24 protein-coding genes are annotated in these 20,206 nt (G+C 38.6%); 2 read left to right on the top strand and 22 right to left on the bottom strand.

Annotated elements, in window-relative coordinates; translation table 11 throughout:
• The 11 genes from DV740_RS06060 to DV740_RS14935 form a co-directional block, all read right to left on the bottom strand.
• Positions 1-1,089, bottom strand: coding sequence for a type VII secretion protein EssB/YukC (locus DV740_RS06060; protein ID WP_118087648.1), 1,089 nt, complete (start codon positions 1,087-1,089; stop codon positions 1-3).
• Positions 1,090-1,133: 44 nt separating this feature from the next.
• Positions 1,134-1,364, bottom strand: coding sequence for a hypothetical protein (locus tag DV740_RS06065; protein WP_147340222.1), 231 nt, complete (start codon positions 1,362-1,364; stop codon positions 1,134-1,136).
• Positions 1,333-1,752, bottom strand: coding sequence for a type VII secretion EssA family protein (locus DV740_RS06070; protein ID WP_118087650.1), 420 nt, complete (start codon positions 1,750-1,752; stop codon positions 1,333-1,335). Before DV740_RS06070 ends, DV740_RS06065 begins: the two co-directional genes overlap by 32 nt.
• 85 nt (positions 1,753-1,837) lie before the next feature.
• Positions 1,838-2,140 carry a WXG100 family type VII secretion target gene (locus tag DV740_RS06075; RefSeq protein WP_158552129.1) on the bottom strand — a complete coding sequence of 101 codons (303 nt, stop codon included), beginning with the start codon at positions 2,138-2,140 and terminating at the stop codon, positions 1,838-1,840.
• A 19-nt stretch (positions 2,141-2,159) separates the two neighbouring features.
• On the bottom strand, positions 2,160-4,676 hold the full coding sequence (locus tag DV740_RS06080; RefSeq protein WP_118087651.1) for a hypothetical protein: 2,517 nt from the start codon (positions 4,674-4,676) through the stop codon (positions 2,160-2,162).
• A 743-nt stretch (positions 4,677-5,419) separates the two neighbouring features.
• A complete protein-coding gene (locus tag DV740_RS06085) occupies positions 5,420-5,677 on the bottom strand; it encodes a hypothetical protein (RefSeq protein ID WP_117699196.1) in 258 nt (85 codons plus the stop codon).
• 53 nt (positions 5,678-5,730) lie between these two features.
• Positions 5,731-6,168 (bottom strand): hypothetical protein, encoded by a 438-nt coding sequence (locus DV740_RS06090; protein ID WP_117842355.1) that lies wholly within the window; start codon positions 6,166-6,168, stop codon positions 5,731-5,733.
• A gap of 836 nt (positions 6,169-7,004) precedes the next feature.
• Positions 7,005-7,565: a T6SS immunity protein Tdi1 domain-containing protein gene (locus DV740_RS06100; RefSeq protein ID WP_199534932.1), complete on the bottom strand. Its 561-nt coding sequence runs from the start codon at positions 7,563-7,565 to the stop codon at positions 7,005-7,007.
• Complete coding sequence (locus tag DV740_RS06105; RefSeq protein ID WP_118087652.1) at positions 7,544-8,200, bottom strand: RHS repeat-associated core domain-containing protein; 657 nt, start codon at positions 8,198-8,200, stop codon at positions 7,544-7,546. The genes DV740_RS06100 and DV740_RS06105 overlap by 22 nt, the downstream gene beginning before the upstream one ends.
• 372 nt (positions 8,201-8,572) lie before the next feature.
• On the bottom strand, positions 8,573-8,986 hold the full coding sequence (locus DV740_RS06110) for an SMI1/KNR4 family protein (RefSeq protein WP_118087653.1): 414 nt from the start codon (positions 8,984-8,986) through the stop codon (positions 8,573-8,575).
• A 1-nt stretch (position 8,987) separates the two neighbouring features.
• The gene (locus DV740_RS14935; protein WP_199534933.1) at positions 8,988-10,247 is read right to left on the bottom strand and encodes an HNH/ENDO VII family nuclease; all 1,260 of its coding nucleotides are present in this window, start codon (positions 10,245-10,247) and stop codon (positions 8,988-8,990) included.
• A gap of 9 nt (positions 10,248-10,256) precedes the next feature.
• On the opposite strand from DV740_RS14935, the gene DV740_RS15335 reads away from it, so the two are divergent.
• Complete coding sequence (locus DV740_RS15335; RefSeq protein WP_199534934.1) at positions 10,257-10,436, top strand: IS3 family transposase; 180 nt, start codon at positions 10,257-10,259, stop codon at positions 10,434-10,436.
• Positions 10,437-10,537: 101 nt separating this feature from the next.
• On the opposite strand, the gene DV740_RS06125 is transcribed toward DV740_RS15335, so the two are convergent.
• From DV740_RS06125 to DV740_RS06150, 6 genes are all read right to left on the bottom strand, one after another.
• Positions 10,538-10,909, bottom strand: a complete 372-nt coding sequence (locus DV740_RS06125; RefSeq protein ID WP_118087654.1) for a hypothetical protein — start codon at positions 10,907-10,909, stop codon at positions 10,538-10,540.
• A gap of 12 nt (positions 10,910-10,921) precedes the next feature.
• Positions 10,922-11,542: a hypothetical protein gene (locus tag DV740_RS06130; protein WP_118087655.1), complete on the bottom strand. Its 621-nt coding sequence runs from the start codon at positions 11,540-11,542 to the stop codon at positions 10,922-10,924.
• A 365-nt stretch (positions 11,543-11,907) separates the two neighbouring features.
• A complete protein-coding gene (locus DV740_RS06135; protein WP_118087656.1) occupies positions 11,908-12,114 on the bottom strand; it encodes a hypothetical protein in 207 nt (68 codons plus the stop codon).
• A gap of 88 nt (positions 12,115-12,202) precedes the next feature.
• Entirely contained in the window at positions 12,203-12,778 is a 576-nt protein-coding gene (locus tag DV740_RS06140) for a hypothetical protein (RefSeq protein ID WP_118087657.1), read from the bottom strand.
• Positions 12,765-13,109, bottom strand: a complete 345-nt coding sequence (locus DV740_RS06145) for a DUF6572 domain-containing protein (protein WP_117699332.1) — start codon at positions 13,107-13,109, stop codon at positions 12,765-12,767. The genes DV740_RS06140 and DV740_RS06145 overlap by 14 nt, the downstream gene beginning before the upstream one ends.
• An 8-nt stretch (positions 13,110-13,117) precedes the next feature.
• Positions 13,118-13,498, bottom strand: a complete 381-nt coding sequence (locus DV740_RS06150; RefSeq protein WP_147340223.1) for a hypothetical protein — start codon at positions 13,496-13,498, stop codon at positions 13,118-13,120.
• 259 nt (positions 13,499-13,757) lie between these two features.
• Here DV740_RS06150 and DV740_RS06155 point away from each other — a divergent pair, with 259 nt between their 5' ends.
• Entirely contained in the window at positions 13,758-14,936 is a 1,179-nt protein-coding gene (locus tag DV740_RS06155) for an IS110 family transposase (RefSeq protein WP_118087659.1), read from the top strand.
• A gap of 15 nt (positions 14,937-14,951) precedes the next feature.
• Here the strand turns inward: DV740_RS06155 and DV740_RS06160 are convergent, their stop codons facing one another.
• From DV740_RS06160 to DV740_RS06175, 5 genes are all read right to left on the bottom strand, one after another.
• Positions 14,952-15,329, bottom strand: coding sequence for a hypothetical protein (locus DV740_RS06160; protein ID WP_012741738.1), 378 nt, complete (start codon positions 15,327-15,329; stop codon positions 14,952-14,954).
• Positions 15,330-15,331: 2 nt separating this feature from the next.
• Positions 15,332-17,266, bottom strand: a complete 1,935-nt coding sequence (locus tag DV740_RS06165) for an EndoU domain-containing protein (RefSeq protein WP_199534935.1) — start codon at positions 17,264-17,266, stop codon at positions 15,332-15,334.
• Positions 17,267-17,847: 581 nt separating this feature from the next.
• A complete protein-coding gene (locus tag DV740_RS06170) occupies positions 17,848-18,639 on the bottom strand; it encodes a sporulation initiation factor Spo0A C-terminal domain-containing protein (protein WP_118087660.1) in 792 nt (263 codons plus the stop codon).
• Positions 18,640-18,753: 114 nt separating this feature from the next.
• Complete coding sequence (locus DV740_RS14670; RefSeq protein WP_147326048.1) at positions 18,754-18,939, bottom strand: hypothetical protein; 186 nt, start codon at positions 18,937-18,939, stop codon at positions 18,754-18,756.
• Positions 18,929-20,197 carry a Y-family DNA polymerase gene (locus DV740_RS06175; RefSeq protein ID WP_118087964.1) on the bottom strand — a complete coding sequence of 423 codons (1,269 nt, stop codon included), beginning with the start codon at positions 20,195-20,197 and terminating at the stop codon, positions 18,929-18,931. Before DV740_RS06175 ends, DV740_RS14670 begins: the two co-directional genes overlap by 11 nt.
• Positions 20,198-20,206: the final 9 nt, after the last annotated feature.

The following is a 20,206-nucleotide window of genomic DNA, read 5'->3' on the forward strand; positions in this document are numbered from 1 at the left end:
CTATTCTTCCTCGGTATCATATTTTTCCATCAATGGCTGCATCTTCTGTGCAATTTTCTCCAGCTCCTGTGTTTTCTCTTCTCCACTGAGACTGCTGTCTGTCTCTATCATGGATTTCTGTTTCATATAAGCATAAAGCAGCATTTCATCATCGGACTGCTGCATGGCAATATCAATTGCCTCTGAAATGTCATTTCTTCCAAGATATATCCAGTACTCCAATCTGGCTGGCGTCTCCTTTAAAGAAAGATTGCTTATAATATTCTCTTTCTGCTGCTGTGTCAGATTCTCACTTCTCACATAGGAATTGGCAAGAATATATTTCTGATATATATCCATATCTTTTACCGATATTTCCTGCATGGCATCCACACAGGATACATAATCAGCTGAAATATAGGCATTTTCCGCCGCAATTACCGCATCCTTATATGGCTCAGTACGGATGAAATCAACCAATGCATAGACCGCCAGTACTATTGCCAACAGCAATACCACAACAAACGATGCCTGCAATGTACGATACCGTCTTCGGTTCAGAAAAATCATTTTCACAGACCGTTCTGTCTCTATCTCCTGCTTACGCTGTTCCAACAGTCTGACCAGCTCTTCTACGAATTCCACCTGCCGTACCTTTTGCAGTATGCCACCCTTTAAAAGCTGCATTCCTCCCTGTACATAATCCGCATAACTGTACTGCTTCTGTAATGCATAGCCAATGAGTGCTTTATATTCTTCCATCCATTTCTGTTCATCATATTCTCTTTCTTCCCCGCAGATATCTCTCTGTTTTACATAGACCAGATGATTCCTGTCGTAATAAAGATTTTCCGGCTCTAATGTAAAGTAATATGATTTCCGGCATGCTGCCAGTAATTCTATATTTTCCAATACCGCCAGTCTTGTGGTAATATCTTCTTTTCGTATCTCTGTCATCGGTGTCAGTGCTTCCAGATTATAGGTTAAAAGCAGTTCCTCCCCTTCTTCCTCTATTTTCACTGCAATAAGACCTGTATCCGGATACATTAATTTCTGATAATCAAATATGCCTTCCGCCTGTAATGCTGATTTCTTTATTCTTTCTTCCATCTTTTCTCTCCCGTATCTTATTTTCTTCTGTCCTCTGTCTGCCTCTACTGTATGCAGAGAATATCTCCATCATAAATACTCTGCTGTTCATAGTTCTTATTCATGTCCAGAAATCTTCCCCTGCGTTCAGATTTCATTTCATGTACCTCTTCCTGTGGCAGTTTTCCCGCTTCCTTTAAAATAAGCATGGTATCTATTATTTTCTGCTGTGGATTAACCTGTATATCTTCCTGCCAGCTTCCTTCACGATTCATAATTGTAAGTGTGAGCAACATTTTTCTTCCACCTTCCCTGTCTTCTCTTCCGATATTGCAGCAACAGCAGAATTCCCACTGCCAGCAGAATTCCGCATGCCGGAATCCAATACACATCCAATGATGCGGTTACTTCTGCCTGCTGCTGCAGCTGCTGACTTCCTGTTGTTAAAAATAATTGTTCTTTTACAGCCTCTTCTTTTCCGGCATTTTCATCCATTTTCTTTATAAATACCTGTTCCTTTGTATCCTCATAGCTGCGTTGTTCCTTCTGCTGGTAATCTTTTACTTTTTCTTCATAATCATCCGTAAATACATCTGCTCCGTTTACATCCGTCAGCGACTGATAGGTCTGCGACCGGTTCTGCAGTACCGAAGGATTAATCTCTATCTTAGAATTATCTGTCACTTTACTTCTCCTGTTTCTGACAAAAGTATGGTCTTAAGGGATAGAAGAATCGGAAAGTCACAGGATGTGGCTTTCCGATTCTCTATTACATTACTCCAATCTTTCCGGCAATTTCACGGTCAATGTTCTGCATAGATGTAGATACATCACGTAACTGCTGTGCAATGGATGTAATTAATTCTGCAGTTGCAGAAAAGCTAGGCTCTAAGGAACTGAACTGATCATAAAATGCCTGACTGCTCTGTCCTGCCCATTCATCGCAAAGTGTAGAAACCATATTACGCATGGTACTTACTACCTGCTGGAATTCCTCACATCTTGCATCAAATTCATTTGCCTTTGTCTCCATCTGCTCCGGACTAATCCGGATGTTGTTTACATCTGCCATTTCTTTTGTCTCCTTTACTTTATATTGCAACGTCTTTCGACGGGTTGCTCTGTTCCTTGATTCTTCTGTGATAACTTCTGGCATAGCTTCCTAATATTCCCACCGCCAGAATTCCTAATATTCCATATAAAAGATATTCCACCCAACGTGAACTCTTCTGTTGTTCCCTGCTGCCGGTAACACTTTTCTGTGATACGGTATGATCCACCTCATCCTTTAACCGCTGGTAATCGCTGACCTGCAGCATCTGCGTTGGTTGTGCCACAAATTCATATACCTGTGTATATTCCATGCTTCCTACTCTTGTATATGGAAGCTTTGCTGCAAAATCTGCCAATGCCGTCTGATTCTGACTGCTTGTAGTATTCTTCACTTCCTTTGCCGAAGCCAATGCATCTGTAACTGCCTGATTGGAAGTTTCTTTCGCTTCTTCAATGTGCTGCTGCAATGTCAATATATTTTCTGAAGTAGTCTGATACAATTTATCTGCATAATCCACATAAGACTGATTGCTGGTGTTGATTTCCTGCTGCATAAGTGCAGCATTTTCTCTCATGCTGCTCACGCTGTCATTCATCACTGTGGTATCCTGTCTTGGATGAAATCCATTTACGCTTCTTTGATAAGAATTAACTGCATCCTGTTCTTCTTTCTGGCTATTTTCTATCTCCTTTTTCACGAAATCTGTGCGGTCTGCCAATGGCTGTATACAACCACTCTGAACCAGACCCGTAATGCCATCCACATCAACATTCTTCTGTGCCGCCACATCTGTCTGCATCGCATCACATAAAAGCCCGGTGTCTCTCAGCAAATCACGAAATCCCATCCTGCTGCCATCCCCGGTCTGCCAGCTTCCCTCAAATACCGGTAATGTATAATCTTCTGTCGCAATCTGTTCCAGTGATGCCTTAAGATATTCTCCCAATGCATCCACATCTCCCGTTACCTTTAGCTGCGTCTCTGTCTGTGCAACCGGCACTTCTCCATCCAGATATGCCTTTAAAAATTCCTTTGTAGAGGCATACCCCTGTTCTGTCAGAAATTCCATGATTTCTGTATCTGCATCACACTGCTCAAATATTTTTTCTACCGTAACCGCTGCTTCCGGTTCTTCTCCAGTATCTTCGCCTTCGCCTGATTCCGGTTCGTTTTTCTCTCCTTCTTCTGTTTTGCCTTCTTCTGTTTTGTCTTCTCCGGTTTTCTCTTCTCCGTTTTTGTCTTCTTCTGTTTTCTCTCCTTCTCCGGTTTTATCCTCTTCTCCGTCCCCGCCATCTGAATCTTCCGGCAGCAGAAATGCCTTTAATATTTTGTCGATATAATTCTTGTTCTTTACATTTTCTTCAATTGCATTCTGTTCCAGTGCAATGGTAATAACTGGCGGTTCTTCCATTCCTTCTACCTGACTGCAGGTCAGTTCATATGCTACTGTTCCATCTTCTGCCTCTGCTTCCTTCCATTGCAGTTTCGGCAGCTGAGCCTTCATTTCTCTGCCATAGGAATTCAGGTTCTGTATTCCTGCTGCTTCAATTCTCTGATTATAGTTTTCAATGCATTGCTGCAAATTCGTATCCAGTTGTTCTGTCACATTTTGAATCTGTGCAATCTGGGCAAGACGGCTGTTTTGTTCAGCAGTCTTTTCTCCGTTATATGCAAGCAATGTATCCTGCAGATTTCGAATCCCATCCCGATATAAAAGTTGCCCGTCTGCATCCGAAAGTAAATTGATTTTTCCTACGCCTTCTGATATTTCTTTTAAGGAACTGACCAGTTCATTTCCTGCTGTCCGCAAATCACTTAACTGTGCAGAAGCTTCTGACAGATTTTCCCGATATGCACTGTCTACTGCCTGAATCAACTGTGCATTTTCCTCTGTATAATCCGAAATATCTAACGGTATTGTAGTATCTTCCTGCTGTTTTAATTCCGGAACCGGAACCATGCTTACCAGATCAGATGCCTGTATTCCCTGTATTGCTTCTTTATCTGTAATGTCATTATTCATAACCATTGCAGCTTCATCCTGCGCCGCATGAAATTCATCCATTATGTTACATAGATACATATATGACATCTGACTGTTCAGTTGTTCCCCAAACTGAAGGACATCACCTAAAAGATCTTCTCTTGCATCCGCTGATACATCTTCACTGACTGCATACTGTAACTGCGATGCCGCCGGAACTGTATTTAAGCTTTCAACATTTTCCGAAAAATCTGATGGAATTATAATATAAGCACCGTATCGCCCTTCTTCTATTCCATTTCTGGCATCTTCTAATGAGGTATATATGAAATTATCATTTGGAAAATTTATGATCTGCTCCCCATAATAGACTTGTGTATTACCATCCGATATGCCGGTATCCAGATTCACAACTGCCACTCCCTGTGACTCCACCGTTCTTTCTACTGCTGTATTACCTGTCTGTAATGTACTTTTTCCATTGTTCTTACCGATTCGATATCCGGTAAAACCGCTTGTTCCCAGCAGCATAATGCACAAAAGAACAGTTATTACTTTCTTCCGTTTCATATCCTCTCTCCCTTTTCTTTTGTCTTTGTCGTATAGATTCTTTCTCTTTTTTTCGTAAATGTCAACCAAAAATATTCGACCTCATTTTCCCTCTATCTGCTCCTCTTTTTTTCTCTCCTGATTTTTCATTTTTCCTTATTTTCCGGGCGTTTCAGCATACTTTTTCTAAAATTAGCAGTTGATTAATTTCTATATCATTTTAAACTTAATTTAATCTGGTCGAATAAAAGTCGAAACAGTTTTCTCTGAACGTCAAAGCAGTTTTTCCTTTTTTGTGTAATCTGCCATCTTGCTACTCGCATAAACTACGAGAAACACGCTTTGCGAGTTTCTCGAGTTATCGCGGTGCTCGCCAAATCTGCATGCAAGCATGCGATTTTTCTCGCTACTCGCGTAAATAAAAGAAACGCATTGTCTCCATAGCACCAAGTGCTATAGAAACAATGCGTTTAAAAATTATCCTACTTAACATATCTTTTGATTTTTAGCGTTCCAATGAAATGGAGGCGCGATAATAAAATCAATTCTTAATACATCTACATGTACCTGTTTACCGTCTAAATTTACTAACTAATCCTTTGGCTACTATACGCAGACAATTTTTGATATATATATCCGCCCCTTCTCCACTCAATAAATTTTCTCTATCTTGACTATCATATGCTTGTGCAAAGAAACTTCCGCAGGGATATTTCCCCATATCCGGATCCTTTTATACAAATAATATATTTCTATATCAAGGATTATATTTTTTTATATAATTCTGCCAACTCCACCAACTCCATACCTAAATAATCTGAATAATCCCATGAGTCAATTATAATTCGAGGATAACTCAAAATAATATTTTTCTGTCTGCTACTAGTTTGAAGTTCACTCAATATAGTTTGCAACTGAACTATATTTCTCTCACTTTGTCCCTCTTTTACTTTTTCTATTTCTTCCTTTACTTTCTGTTGCAACTCACCATTTCTTTTAATGAACTGCTCTTCTAATGGCATTTTATCAACTCCTCCAAATTTACTTCAGTACATTTTCTCTATATTCCAAATATTTACTTACAACTCTTTTCTCCTCCATTTAATAACTCCCTTATGTCTTTGACTCTTTTTATACCCTCAGCATTCTTCCTGTATAACTTACCATCTTTATAAAAATAAAAATTAAATTCATTTTTTAACAAAACAGCCTTTAGCAAATTAATTGCTTCTTCAATACATTCTGTACTCAGATGATTTTTAAATTTACAAATTCGCTGCAAAGAATTAGATGCTTGTTCATCATCAAAAATTGATATATCAAATAGTGTTATATCATTTTCTATCACAATTCTATAATTATGAGGATAATACTTGTATTCTAATCTAAAAAAACCTCTGTTTTCAAAACTGCATATTGCTTCTGTTTTTTCGATATCTGTACCAAATATTTTACACATATATGAGTCAAACAGCTCAACATATTTATTATAAAAACTACTATCTAACCGCATGCCAAATTCCCCCTTCATCAACAAACTTATAACCATTATATCGTACCAGTGAAAAGCAGTGATTATCCGATTATGGCTACGGTACTTCACTTATGGGAAAGTATCTGGAAGATTTCCTTCTTACTACCAGTATGAATGCAGGAATACTTATTATACTTAAAAGTATTTGGTTTTTATTATCAGTAATAGAAACTACTGTCAGTATTATTTGTAATTGTCTGTGTTTATGAGACCTATGCGTTTTTATTTCTCTAATGCTCATAAATCATCTGAAAGTGAAACTTAATTACGAATTAAATCTTGAAAATACTGGTATTCTTACGGATTTCATTGAGCATCTGACAGTTACGGAAAACAAACTCAATGAAGCCTATAGTTCATGATATGGATACAGATAAATGGATTTTTTTGCTGGAAACCTCGTAACGAAATTGAAGGGCAATTTTTAATACATTTTTCTCAAATCTATCGAATATGAGATTTCCCAGCTTTATCAAAACATCAGTTCTGCGGAAAGCATATTTTTCTTTATCAACGGAAATAATGATACTGTAAGGCTTTCCTACATTGTACGAAAACTTTGTCCGACATTTTGGTCTGGATAAAATGATTAGGATACACAGAACTACAACCCTTTCAATTACCGCAAAAAAGATGAAAATGTCCAATTAAATTACCGCTTTTTTGACCGATTTTTATAATATAAATACCGCTATTCAATGCAAAAACACATCATCTCCACAGCACCAGTGCTATGAAAACAAGGCATTTTAAGTCTAAAAATACAATGTTCAGTTTTGATTTCAGATGTCCTTAAGTAGATACATAACTAAAAATTATAATCTACTTTTTACTTGCGTTAGTACGCTCCAATACACTTCCATATCACTATCCTCAAGATTATTTACGCTATCTTCTCCTCCTAGAAACAACGGAACTTTATAACCAGCACATCTTCCATAAACAATCGACTTACCAAAGTTATTCATCCATTCATCAAAAAATGATTTCGCTAAACATGCATCAGCATATAATGGAATTTCCTCATTAAGAAATTTGTCAAATGTACAAGGAATTTCTAATACATCATTAGTTCCTATTTCAAACATCAAAATATTTCCATATGTACTTTTCCTTAAATCAATTCCAAAACAACGTCCAAGCCAATCATAACCAAAAATTTTAAACAAATTCTGGAATTCTGGATATGCTTCACTGACAATTTCTGTCCATTTCTTTACATTATCCTTTGAAAATGAATTAAACAGCCCTTGTCCAAATCTTTTTCCACCTAATTGCATGATAAAATCATTATACAAATCTTCTGAGTACTCAATCACGATGTTCTCATTAAAAAACAACAAGAAATCTCTAATCATATCATTCTCCTTTCCCATGAAGACCCTTCAGGTAAAATAGGAGCTTCTACATTCTTAATAGTCTTACTATCACTTCCAGCCCCATTCGACTTCTTCTGATTCTGCTCATATTCATAGATCTGCCGTTTTTCTTTCTCTGAAAGTGTACCTCCCTCGGCCTCTTTCTTCTTAAGCTCTCCATATTTCATTGAACAGATCAGTCCCTCGTGTCCGCTCGGATCCACGTACCTTACCGGATTATTATGACCGTATGCATACAGATTCAGTCCGTCCCCATAATAGGTATCTTCACTGAGGAACCGTGCAATTACCGGATTATAAAACCGTGCCCGCAGATAATACTGTCCTGTTACGGCATCCAGCAACTCCCCGGCGAATCCAAAACGGTTCTCTACCGTCTCTTCTTCCACTGTACGGTTTCCAAACGCATCATAGGCATAATGGTTTAATACCGTTCCATGGCAGTCTGTGATATCCGTGATACTTCCCATCTCATCACATGCATAGTGATAATACGTCCTTGCCCGCTCACTGTCGGATGCAAGCAGTTCGTGTCTGCGGATATAGCGGATATGCTCACCAGCTTCATCTTCTTCTGCGATAACCTCCCGGTCCGCATAGATAAAACTTACCAGCTTTCCGTTCTCTTCCATCTGGCTGCGGAGTCCCTCCGCATCATACCGATATGTTTAGGTCTGGCTGCCAGCCGGGTCCTGCTGACGTTCTACCATCCGGTTTCTCAGCCTTCCTCTGTCATAGCTGTAGATTTCCCTGCGGTCATCCGTCTACACACCCGTCCGGTTTCCGGCACGGTCGTAGGTATAAATCAATGTGTTTAAATCTTAAAATTATTATTCAATTTTGATTTCAGATGTACTTATGTGCACCCAGAGGGCAAATTACACCATAGGATCTTCAAATTAATCTCTATGTATTACATCACCTTCGGTGAGAGCCATTCCGATTAATTTAAAGACCGAAGATTTTTGTAGTAGTTGTCTTTATATAGAGACATAATTAAATAATTATAGATTTTCTATCGCATCCTTTATTCTGTCCTCTAGATAATCAACAAATGTATCATAAGCTTCTTCTTCTTTATCTCGTGACCACATCTTGACTTTCCCATTTAACGAATCGATGCAATAAACCCATTCGTCACAATTTTCGATTACAATCAAATTGTGTGGCAAACCATATGTCCTATACTTCAATGTTTCGTCTTTAAAAATCAATTTTTTATTTTTTCCAACCCCCAATGTTTCAATTCCGTTAAGTCCGCCATGTCCATATGTCTTCAAAAACCACAAATATTGCGACGGAATGCTGATACCCAATTCTTCCTCTGCTAAAGCAAACGCATTATCTTCAACATCTGTATATGTAAAGTCACCCTTACATTCATATTCTTTAATCGTCTCTACAATATTCGAATACACTTTATTGTCCTCCTATAATTTGTTCTGCTCTCCATTTCCAATACGAGCGTCTAAAATTATTGTACTGTTTATTCAAAATCGAATCATTTCTAAAACTTACACCATCTTCTATCAATCCATGTAATTGTGAATAATACCCTTGATGTGTAGTCTCTCTAATTTCAACCATTGGTCCTGCTTCTCTCTGCAAAATATGATGTAATTGAATTTGTTTACCATCTGAGCCGATTGGGGGGTTTCCTGCTTGCATTCTCTCTAAATTTGTCAAACCAGTTACCTCATCATAATAATTTATATCAATATCGTTTCTTTGGTAAACCCTTCTACTCACATCACGAACCTCCCCATTTACTTTTACACTACCCTTATATTCTACAGGACTATATAGTTTGGTTGAACTACCACTCTCTCCCACATTCCCCAGTTGCTGTTTTCTAAGTTCCAACAGCTCCTCCGGGTTTACTTTCTTTAATGCAAGTGCTTCGTCTACCTTTCCGATTCCTCTTATTTCTGCCTCTGTGAGCCCTTCCTTACTTCCATTCTCAAGAAAATCAAGATATTTCTGGGCATCTTCCTTTGACATTCCTTCTGCAAAAGAACTGTGTAATCCACTTACATTTGCCATGGAATCTAGCTCACTGAGCATTCCATATGTTGCTATTCCAATCAGCGAACCTGTTAAAAAGCCTGCCAGTGGACTGTTGGTGGCTTCTGTCATGCTCTTTTCCACATAGCTGCTGGCTGCCATTGTCAGTCCCTGCTTTGCATACCCTGTTACTACAGCCCTGCCGATGGATGTTCCTGCACTTATCGCTGCATTTGCCGCCATTTCTCCAGTTAATAACAGGGATGCTGAGATTGTCAATGTATTTCCTATTAAGTAATAAAGGTCTGGGTTGCTGGCAAATAATGTATCACGGATTGGATTAACCGATACTCTTCTTGGGTCTCCTGTTACTCCTGCATAAACATCCTGACCACCTTCTACTGCATTTGCACATCCATATGCAGCTGTGCCTAATCCAATTGCTGCAACTCCCACTGTAGTCACTAAAGGAAGAGCCATACCACAGGTTGCCACAATAAGTATGCCGCCTAAAATCATGGTTCCGACTCCGGCAATCGTCTTCACAATGCCTTCTTCTGTTCTCAGCCGGATGGATTCCTGCCACTGCTGTTGCTGCAGTTCATAGAACTCCTCACAGGAGTTTACCCTGTCCTTCACCTGTTCGAGATATGTACTTAACATTCCATCCATCATCTGTGCCAGTTGAAAAGAGAATGGCTTAACAGGTTCAACAGCTTAAACTATAGTCATGCCTACAGACTTGTTCTTGAATATATCGAAATCTTCTATAACACTATCAGAATTCACAATCACTGCAACTATATGTCGCCTGACGAATTTGAAAACCTGTATAAAAGGGTGAATATTCTACCAGCAGCTTAACTGGTGGAACCTCTCATTTTAATTTCTTTAAAATTTTGACATAAGAGCAATGCTTAATTAATTCTGTATTCATTCCTACTTTAAAAGCTGTATTATTTTTATTATATATGCTTTTGAGGATTGTAATTTTGATAAGCCTTTTCTCTCGCCATTACCTTTTCTTCCTCTGATACCTCATCCGAAAAATCAAACTCACCTTCTTTTATTGAAAAATAATCATGAAATAATTTTTCATTTTCAACAAGTTGATATAAATTTGCACACCACGGATATCTTATATCAACTTCTAAAGATTTAAATCTAGTTTTCTTCCCTTGAGCTATCCAAATACTTCTTTTATGCTCTAATTTTAACCACGATAATATCTTAACAACCACTACATTCAACTCATAATCACTTAGTTGATTATTTGTTATTAATATACTTTTATCCCTTTTTTTCATATATTTCAGCAATTCGTCAATTGTACTCATCATTTTCTCCTATCACTTATTATAATTACTCCATATATGAACCATCATATCTTCTTCGCTCTCAAACTGAACTGGCATGCCAGCTTCTATCTGAAATAGTCTTTCAGCATTATATGCTGTTATTTCACCCGTCCATGATGCTATTATATTCTCATCAATTCCGTTATAATAATCCATAGCATGTGTTCCTTCATGTACAATGTCACTAAGCAACGAATCTGAACTGCTTCTTACATAAATTTGTTCACCAATTTGCATCGCAATCGTATCTGAAGAACATCCTAAATAATTTTCAAATAATTCATCACCCAACACATTTATTCCTATATCTTTATTTTGTATTGCATTAGCTATTTCTGTTGACTTTTCTGTAACTCCATCCAAGAAATTAATTATATCTTCTCTAGTAAAACTTTGCTTTATTTCTTTAACACTTCCAATTTTAGAAGCAAACCCACTCTCCCCTACATTTCCCAACTGCTGCGGTCTTTTTACGTTATTTACTACTTCCAGCTCTGCCTCACTGAGCGTTCCATATGTTGCTATTCCGGTTAGTGAGCCAACTACAAAACCTGCCAGTGGACTGTTGGTTGCTTCTGTCATTCTCTTGTCCACATAGCTGCTGGCTGCCATCGTCAGTCCCTGCTTTGCATACTCTGTTACTACTGCCCTTCCTATGGATGTTCCTTCTACTGCCGGATTGACAACTGCTTCTTTTACTCCACCACTTGTATACCCTCCTGGCTCCCAATATTCCGGCCATGCTCCTAGCTCATGGCTTTATCATTAATCGGAGCATGAGAATCTTGGGTACCATGTCATCCATGCAAAATATCAGCATCTATTCCTGTTTCTTATACGCATTTCTTGTTATCATAAAAAATACCTCCCTTTTGCAACAAAAATATGTTTTGAAAATAACACGTTTATATCAGCGTTTTGGAACTAAATATTAGATTTTGATTTTCGGATGTCCTTATGTGAAGACATAATAAATTTTATTTTAGGAATTCATTTGATTTTATCAAATACTCCTTCATTAAAGAAACTCTTCTACCATCCAATTCTCCAGTATCAATCTCAACATCAAATTTAAAAACAAACCGATTAGCAATTTCATCCTCCAGCGTTTTTAATTCCTCTTTATCAGTATGCTCACATAAAAATTTCAACCATTCTTTAGCTTCTTCTTGATTCTGATTCAATAAGTAGTCCTTTTTTTCAGTTCTCATTAATTCAATTGTGGTTATTAATTTGATTTTCGTGGTGTAGAGATGTAATTAGATATACTTATTAAAGCATCAATATCCAATCAAAAAAAGCTTTCCCTCCATTCTCATAATTCCCTCTATTACCATTATTAATTGATTCTTGTGCTATTTTTTTAGCCTCCTCAATGTTATTCATATTAATGTAGGCTAAACACTTTAGTACTTCCTTATCCATACCATCTTCATAATCAATAATATACTCATCAATATCATACTTTTCCATAAAATTATGACTACACTCATCTACTAATCCCAAAAGGTATTCCGCTTGCTCATCATATTTATCTGTAAGGTCTACTTCCCCTTTTTTTAATAAAATCGAAGGAGCCTTAAAAGCACCACTTGCCCTTAATGAATTACTCTTTTTGCTATTAGTTGGCATTTGCATAACCTTCCAAAAAATGTCATCATAGTTATAATTTTTAATATAGATTCTATAAACTAATTTCTGCGAATTTACAACAAGAAAATCACAATGAATAAATGTATCATCCTTTACACTATAAATGGTATTTGTTTTTGTTTTATATCCTCTTCTATCTGAAGATATATATATTGCTTTAATTAATTGCTTTTGTTGGTTTTTATCTAGCTTCATCTGCTCCCTCCTGTGAAACACAATATTGTATCTTTACACCAAGTTCGGCAACTTGATTTTGAACTGACTGTAAAAACTTTTCTGCATTAGCGGTTAAACTATATAAGAAATGAATTTCTATAATTCCATATGTTATATTTTCTCCTTTGTAGATATCTTCATACTGCTTCTGTTCAAGAAAGGTGATATATACATTAATCTTTTCTTGCAACATTACTAAATGCTGATATTCATCTCTCCAGTCCATATGGTCAGCTATCAGTAAAATTATTCCTTTATTATCATCCGTTAACGCTATGCCATCTACCGTTTTATTATCAACTATCGACATAATACCTCCTACTCTGGTCGAATTATTGTTACTTTTGTACCTGGCGGAATCTGGTATCCTCCAGAGAATATACCTTTTCCTTTTCCAACAACAGTTGCTCCACTTTCAAAAATCTCAGGAAATGCAATTTTTTGATTACTTGTTAGCGGTGCTGTCAATGATGATTTATATTCATTTATTACAACATTTCCATTTGCATCTAATCCAATTGCGTCAACTCTTGTTTTAACACCAGAAGATGTTTTTACAGTAATCTGTTCAACTGCATTATTATTTTGAGAACTAAATTTTGCAAATTCTTGTTGTTCAAAAGCTCTTCCATTTGTCCTATTCTGAACTAATACATCAGCCTTACTACCACTCTGGTATGCTAAACACATAGGAATCAAAGCAGTCTTTTTCTATCTATTGCTTTTATTTCATTCCTATACCACAATTATCCTGTAATAGATAGAGGTGTGCGTCACCACTCTTGAAGCACTTGTGACTTCGTTCATTGAGACTGCTCCCTCTGCTTTGCAGGATTTTGCGTATTAGCTGGATGTTGGCAGCATATGTGCTGTACTTCGTATATCTAACCAGATTGTAACCCGCATTGAAGTGAGGATTCTACCTGTTACATACCATTTACACAAAAGGAGTTTTCTTATGTACATTATCGGAATTGATATTGGCAAAAATCATCACGAAGCTTCCATTGTTTCTCCTGAAGGGAAACAAATCGGACATTCGCTTCGTTTTGCAACTACACACAAAGGTGCTGATTCTCTTATGAGTTTTATCTTCAATAATATCGGCAATTCCTCTTGTATCTTCGGCATGGAAGCCACTGGGCATTACTGGTATCCGATTTATTCATTCCTCAAAGCCAGAGGATATACCATCTATGTAATCAATCCCATCCAGTCTGATTCCCTCAGAAAGATGTATATCCGGCAGACAAAAAACGATTCCATAGATTCTTTTCTGATTGCAGAAGTGATACGATTCGGTCAGTTTACCACCACTTCTATGGCAGACGAAAGCATTCTTGCTATGCGGCAGTTATGCCGTTACCGTGATTCTGTGATTTCTTCCAGAACCGAAATAAAACTCCGCATCAGCACGATTATGGAGCAGATCTTCCCAGAGTATGAAAAACAGTTTTCTTCTCTTTGGCTGAGCACATCCATGGGCATTCTTGAAAAATACCTCACCCCTGAGAACATTGAGAATGCACCAATAGATGAGCTCTTTGAAATCATAAAAGATAAGAGCCACAATAAGCTTACCATGAAAAAAGCGATTTCTATCCGAGAAGCTGCATCTGATACCTTTGGTATTAAGATAGCACAGGATGCTTTCTCTTTCCAGTTAAAACAGCTCATTGATCGGATGAATTTTCTTGATAAGCAGATTGAAGCTCTTGACTGCCAGATTCTTGAGTACTACGAGAAGTTTGATTGTTATCTTCATACCATTCCCGGGATAGGCATGATTGCTGCTGCAACCATTCTTGCTGAAATCGGTGATATAAACAGATTTAAGAGTTCATCTGCCTTAGTTGCCTTTGCAGGTATTGATCCAACTGTACGACAATCCGGTGAATTTAGCAGCACTCATAATCACATGTCCAAACGGGGGTCACCTTACCTGAGACATGCAATCTTCCTTGCTGCAACCACCTGTTCTTTTCACAACAGTCCTTTAAATGCCTATTACAAAAAGAAGCGTGAACAGGGCAAACACCATCTTACTGCCACCGGTGCAGTGGCAAGAAAGCTTACCACCATAATCTACGCCGTATTTCGGGATGGTAAGCCTTATGAACCTAAGAAATTCTGTTAATATATGGTAGTGAGACTACGAATTAAGCCTGCCGGTGGGTGGCTTAGTTGTGATGCTCATTTTAAATTTTTGAACTTTATCACACCACTCATCAATTAATTGACGAAGTTCTTTTGTATCAACTTCACACCAATTCCCCATAGCATCCTCTGCCAGATTATCATATACTTTAGTCGTTTTAGGACTTATTTCCGCACAACATACATTTCCATTTACTTCTTCATATTCACTTTTCCCTGACAGTACTCTATCAAAACCTGATTTAATCCATTTTTCAAAGGGCAATACATCGCATGACATAAAAGTTGTCAACAACTGATATTTCTCATCAAATATGATACTTATATCCTCAATACCATTTTTTAATTTATATTCTTCTATTCTGTATTTCATTTCTATTCCTCCGGAAATGCTGAAATAATTTTACCACTTTGATCCAAAAACATATCTATTTTCATACCATTATTAGCTACTCCCTGATATGTATTTCTTGTACCAAGCTTTAATTCACAATTACTATATGCCTCATTAATTGCATCAACCACTTGTTGTGGGCTCAGATTCTTTGAATAAAATGTCGAAAATCCTCCATTTGCAGTCTTCGGTATGCCATTCACTTCAACTTTTGCTTTATATATTCCAAAGTTATTAGTAGATGATTCCGTCCCTGGTATTACATTACCAGAGGTGCCTTCTATTCCTTCATAATGATATCCAACTGCTTTACCTCTTGCATTTACCTGCCCTTCAAATATATGTTCAATAGCTGAGTCTGTAAAATTTTCTGTATTTTTTAATGAATTAAGTGTTGACTTCCCATAGCTGGTCTCTCCAACATTCCCCAGCTGCTGTTTTCTAAGTTCCAACAGTTCCTCCGGGTTTACTTTCTTTAATGCAAGTGCTTCGTCTACCTTTCCGATTCCTCTTATTTCTGCCTCTGTGAGCCCTTCCTTACTTCCATTCTCAAGAAAATCAAGATATTTCTGGGCATCTTCCTTTGACATTCCTTCTGCAAAAGAACTGTGTAATCCACTTACATTTGCCATGGAATCTAGCTCACTGAGCGTTCCATATGTTGCCATTCCGGTTAGTGAGCCAACTACAAAGCCTGCCAGTGGACTGTTGGTTGCTTCTGTCATTCTCTTGTCCATATAGCTGCTCGCTGCCACCGTCAGTCCCTGCTTTGCATACTCTGTTACTACGGCCCTTCCTATGGATGTCCCTGCACTTACTGCTGCATTTGCTGCCATTCCTCCTGTCAGTATCAATGAAGCAGCAATTGTCAAAACATTTCCTATTAAATAATAGAGTTCCGGATTACTGGCAAATACTGTATCACGGATTGGATTAACCGATACCATTCTTGGGTCTCCTGTTACTCCTGCATAAACATCCTGACCACCTTCTACTGTATTTGAAAAGCCATATGCTGCTGTTCCTGCGCCAATTGCCATTACTCCTACTGTAGCCACTAAAGGAAGTGCCATACCACAGGTTGCTACGACAAGCATTCCTCCCAGAATCATGGTTCCGACTCCGACAAGTGTTTTCACAATGCCTTCTTCTGTTCTCAGTCGGATAGATTCCTGCCACTGCTGTTGCTGCAGTTCATAGAACTCCTCACAGGAGTTTACCCTGTCCTTCACCTGCTCGAGATATGTACTTAACATTCCATCCATCATCTGTGCCAGTTGGAAGGACTCTGTTGCATTCACAACCGATGCATCATATGCACTGATTGTAGCACTACTGCCACCTAACTGTCCACCAATAATACTGCGAAGATAACCTACCATCATATCGATGGGATACATATCTGCATGGCTGTGTGCCTCTTCATATTCCCCTATCTGTGTGCGGACATTCTGCACTCCGGCAAGCGCATTGTCAAAACAGCTTTCCATACAGGTTGTAGAAAATCTGCCCACATCAAGATAAGCAGACAGTTCTCTCTCAATATCCGCTACTTCCTCTGCTACCGCATCAAAGTCTGATCTTGCTCCCTGAATGTTCTCCTCCAGTCCCTCCATGGAATCCTGAGACATCTCTGCCATCTGGTCAGAATCAATGTTATAATACCAGTCTGTATAGAGTATAAAGCTGCTCCGGTAGGTTTCTATCGTATCTTTTATCATATTTGCAAGATTCATATGATAATCCCACATATAGCTTCTTACATGCTCTGCTGCCTCTCCGTGCATCTCCGGCATGGTAGCAATCTCTACAATACTGCATCTTACCGCATCTATCTGCTCTATCCACCGGTCAAGCTGTGCCAGAATCAGTTCCCGAATGCTGGTAATTTCTTCATACTTTACCTGAAATCCCATAACTTTCTCCACTTTTATTATTCTGTTTTTATCCTGTCTGTTATCTATTTTTCCCCTTTTCCATTCGACTTTCAAGGAAAAATATTCGACTTATTTTTGTCTGAAATTCGACTTTTCAGCACCCTATATTCGACTTTTGTGCCACCCTTATTTTTATTATATTTTTTCTTCCAAATTCCTTGTTTTATGCTGTTTTTTCAAAATTTCCTTTACCGCTTTCCAGCAGATTCAAGGTCGAGCCAAAAATTTTTTAAGTCGAATTATATATAAAAACCGGTTACACTCATGCACGAAGTACGAATTGGTTGTGCATTTTTACCAATAACTATAACCACAATTTCTTACAATGCAAGGCAACTACGAAAAGCACACTTTGCGAGTTTCTCGCATAAAGAACAAAGAATGTGCCTTGACACATTCTCGCGCCTGCGGCGGTCGCTTGCGACATCTACCTTATACGCCGCAGTGCGCATCCTCGCGGAGCGTTTTTTACTTTACAGGAAAGCAATTTCCTGTAAAGTAAAAAAAGAAATCTGAATCTCCTTAGAAATTCAAATTTCTTCTATCTTGTAAGTATTTATTTAATGTAAAACATTCCTCAATCGTCTGACCACACACTGAATATACTCTGTATTCGATGGTTTGTTCTGTATTGAGCCTCTCCATTCTGGATTCTTGAGGTATGATATCCCCTTATCTGGCCTTGACCATACCCGTTCTATTACGTTTCGAATTGATTTTTCCACACCACTTACTGATGTCTGATATACTTGTGCAACCTGCGGATAAACATCATTCGTTATCTGGATTGACGTACCATTGGGAACAGCCAACAGAATCCCAATTGCTCTTGCAAGATATTTGGTTCCTTTTCGGTCCGGCTCAAAACCGCTTTTTATCAGTTCACCCCATGCCAGTACATACTGAATTTCGGTTTCTTCCTGTTCCGTATAGATTACCTTTCTTCCATTATGATATTCGCTTTCTCCATCTGCAGTCGTTGGTGCGGTCAGCTTAATTATTTCAATAATTTTCTTTGGTGAAAATAATTCGTTATTTTTCTTATAAACCAAATCTATATCTAACTTATTGATGCTATGCAGAAAATGCTCCGAACCATAATTTGTTGTTACGATAATTTCCGGATGTTTCTTTAACTTCCGTTTCATCTCTATAATGAGATGGATTCCGTCACCTTCTTCTAACTCCAAATTTACAATTACTGCATCTACTTCCTGTTCTGTCAGAATATTGATTGCATCACTCTGCCGCCCCGTTACCGCTACCAATGCAAATTCTTCATCCCGGGCTATTTCTAATGCATATTCCTTGCACAAAAGTTTATCACTTTCTACAAGCATGATTCGAATCATTCTTTCTTTTCCTCCCTCAGCATTCCGATTCAGCTTCCTAGCTGTTTTGTGGAATCTACTCCCTGTATCTATACAATGCTACAGATATATATTTATATCATTTTGTCAAAAAAATCAATACCCTTTCTCTTTTTCCTTCTTCCGCAGTGCTTCCTTAAAGCCCTTCAGGGCATCGAAGGGCATAAACTGCTTGGCACGGTCTTCGATGTCCATTTTCTCTCTTCTCAGATTCTCTCTCTCATTCCAGCCGGATGCGTTTTCCTGCTGTCCGGCTCCCATGGTGTCTCTTCTATACGCCACTCTTATGCCCTCCAATCTGACCGTTTCGTTCTATTGTCGTTGCACTCTCTTCCAAATTCATTCCCTTTAAAATAGCATTCCTGCCGTAGCGCTGCTTGATGGAGATTGCTGCACGCTGTGCCTTCACATCCTTCTCTGTCTCTTCCGGATTTGAAAACAAATCAAATTGCTGATAATCTTCTGTCATTACGCCGGTATAAGTCAATGTAATCCGCCGGATATATGCTCCCGGTCTTACAATTCTCCGATAAAGCTGCTCTACATAAGACAGCAGCCGGCGGTTGGAGCTGGTTGCACTGCGCAGCGTTGTGCTTCCCTTCGCCGGTTCAAAGCATTTCTGATTGCTGTAACCGATTACCAGACTGATATGGGATGTTACAAGGCACTGGTCTACCAGGTCAAGGCACAATAAATCTGCCATCTCTTTTACCACCAGCACACCTTCCTCATACTCATAATCCCGCGGCAGCACCTGACCGCTGGAAAAGGATGTATTCTTCGGCCGATATGCCTTGATGTCCGCGATTGTTACCGGTTCTCTTCCCCATGCGTGATCAATTAACAGCTCTGCATCTATGCCAAAAGCCTTATATAGTAAAGACTCTCTGGCATGGGCAATCTCTTCCATTGTGCAGATGCCCATATTCGATAGACGCTCTACCGTTCCACGCCCTACCCGCCAGAAATCAGTCAGCGGTTTATGTTTCCAGAGCTTCTCCCGGTAGCGCGCTTCATCCAGATAGGCAATCCGGTCTGTCTCATGCTTTGCCATAATATCTAAAGCAACCTTCGCTAAATAGAGATTGGTTCCTACACCACAGGCAGCCGGAATCTTCGTGGTGTCTAAGATATCCTGCATAATTTTTCTGCCCAGTTCCACTGCTGTCATCTGGTAGAGATGCAGATAATCCGTCACATCCAAAAATGCTTCATCAATGGAATAGACCTGAATATCTTCTTTTGCAATATATTTTAGATATACGCCATAGATTTCCGCTGCATAATCAATATATAGCTGCATACGGGGTGGTGCCATCTTATATGGAATTTCTTTGGGAATCTGAAAGACACGACACCGGTTGGGAACTCCCATCTGCTTTAACGCCGGTGATACGGCAAGACAGATGGTTTTCTCTGAGCGTTCCGGGTCTGCGACCACCAGCCTGGCAGTCAGCGGATCCCATCCCCGTTCCACGCACTCCACCGATGCATAAAAAGATTTTAAATCAATACATAAATAGATTTTATTTCCATTCATATCAATGCC

The sequence above is a fragment of the Roseburia sp. AF02-12 genome, from assembly GCF_003461765.1.
GTDB classification, from domain to species: Bacteria; Bacillota; Clostridia; order Lachnospirales; family Lachnospiraceae; genus Roseburia_C; species Roseburia_C amylophila.

Coding starts and splice junctions, on each gene's coding strand:
- DV740_RS06085 (WP_117699196.1), bottom strand. CDS start 5,677: ATGCCATTAGAAGAGCAGTTCATTAAAAGAAATGGTGAGTTGCAACAG.
- DV740_RS06090 (WP_117842355.1), bottom strand. CDS start 6,168: ATGCGGTTAGATAGTAGTTTTTATAATAAATATGTTGAGCTGTTTGAC.
- DV740_RS06170 (WP_118087660.1), bottom strand. CDS start 18,639: ATGATTCGAATCATGCTTGTAGAAAGTGATAAACTTTTGTGCAAGGAA.
- DV740_RS06140 (WP_118087657.1), bottom strand. CDS start 12,778: ATGAAGCTAGATAAAAACCAACAAAAGCAATTAATTAAAGCAATATAT.
- DV740_RS14935 (WP_199534933.1), bottom strand. CDS start 10,247: ATGATGGATGGAATGTTAAGTACATATCTCGAACAGGTGAAGGACAGG.
- DV740_RS06165 (WP_199534935.1), bottom strand. CDS start 17,266: ATGGGATTTCAGGTAAAGTATGAAGAAATTACCAGCATTCGGGAACTG.
- DV740_RS06080 (WP_118087651.1), bottom strand. CDS start 4,676: ATGAAACGGAAGAAAGTAATAACTGTTCTTTTGTGCATTATGCTGCTG.
- DV740_RS06155 (WP_118087659.1), top strand. CDS start 13,758: ATGTACATTATCGGAATTGATATTGGCAAAAATCATCACGAAGCTTCC.
- DV740_RS06065 (WP_147340222.1), bottom strand. CDS start 1,364: ATGTTGCTCACACTTACAATTATGAATCGTGAAGGAAGCTGGCAGGAA.
- DV740_RS06130 (WP_118087655.1), bottom strand. CDS start 11,542: ATGGCAGCCAGCAGCTATGTGGACAAGAGAATGACAGAAGCAACCAAC.
- DV740_RS06125 (WP_118087654.1), bottom strand. CDS start 10,909: ATGAGTACAATTGACGAATTGCTGAAATATATGAAAAAAAGGGATAAA.
- DV740_RS06060 (WP_118087648.1), bottom strand. CDS start 1,089: ATGGAAGAAAGAATAAAGAAATCAGCATTACAGGCGGAAGGCATATTT.
- DV740_RS06100 (WP_199534932.1), bottom strand. CDS start 7,565: ATGGGAAAGGAGAATGATATGATTAGAGATTTCTTGTTGTTTTTTAAT.
- DV740_RS06105 (WP_118087652.1), bottom strand. CDS start 8,200: ATGGAAGAGAACGGAAAGCTGGTAAGTTTTATCTATGCGGACCGGGAG.
- DV740_RS06145 (WP_117699332.1), bottom strand. CDS start 13,109: ATGTCGATAGTTGATAATAAAACGGTAGATGGCATAGCGTTAACGGAT.
- DV740_RS06160 (WP_012741738.1), bottom strand. CDS start 15,329: ATGAAATACAGAATAGAAGAATATAAATTAAAAAATGGTATTGAGGAT.
- DV740_RS06075 (WP_158552129.1), bottom strand. CDS start 2,140: ATGGCAGATGTAAACAACATCCGGATTAGTCCGGAGCAGATGGAGACA.
- DV740_RS06175 (WP_118087964.1), bottom strand. CDS start 20,197: ATGAATGGAAATAAAATCTATTTATGTATTGATTTAAAATCTTTTTAT.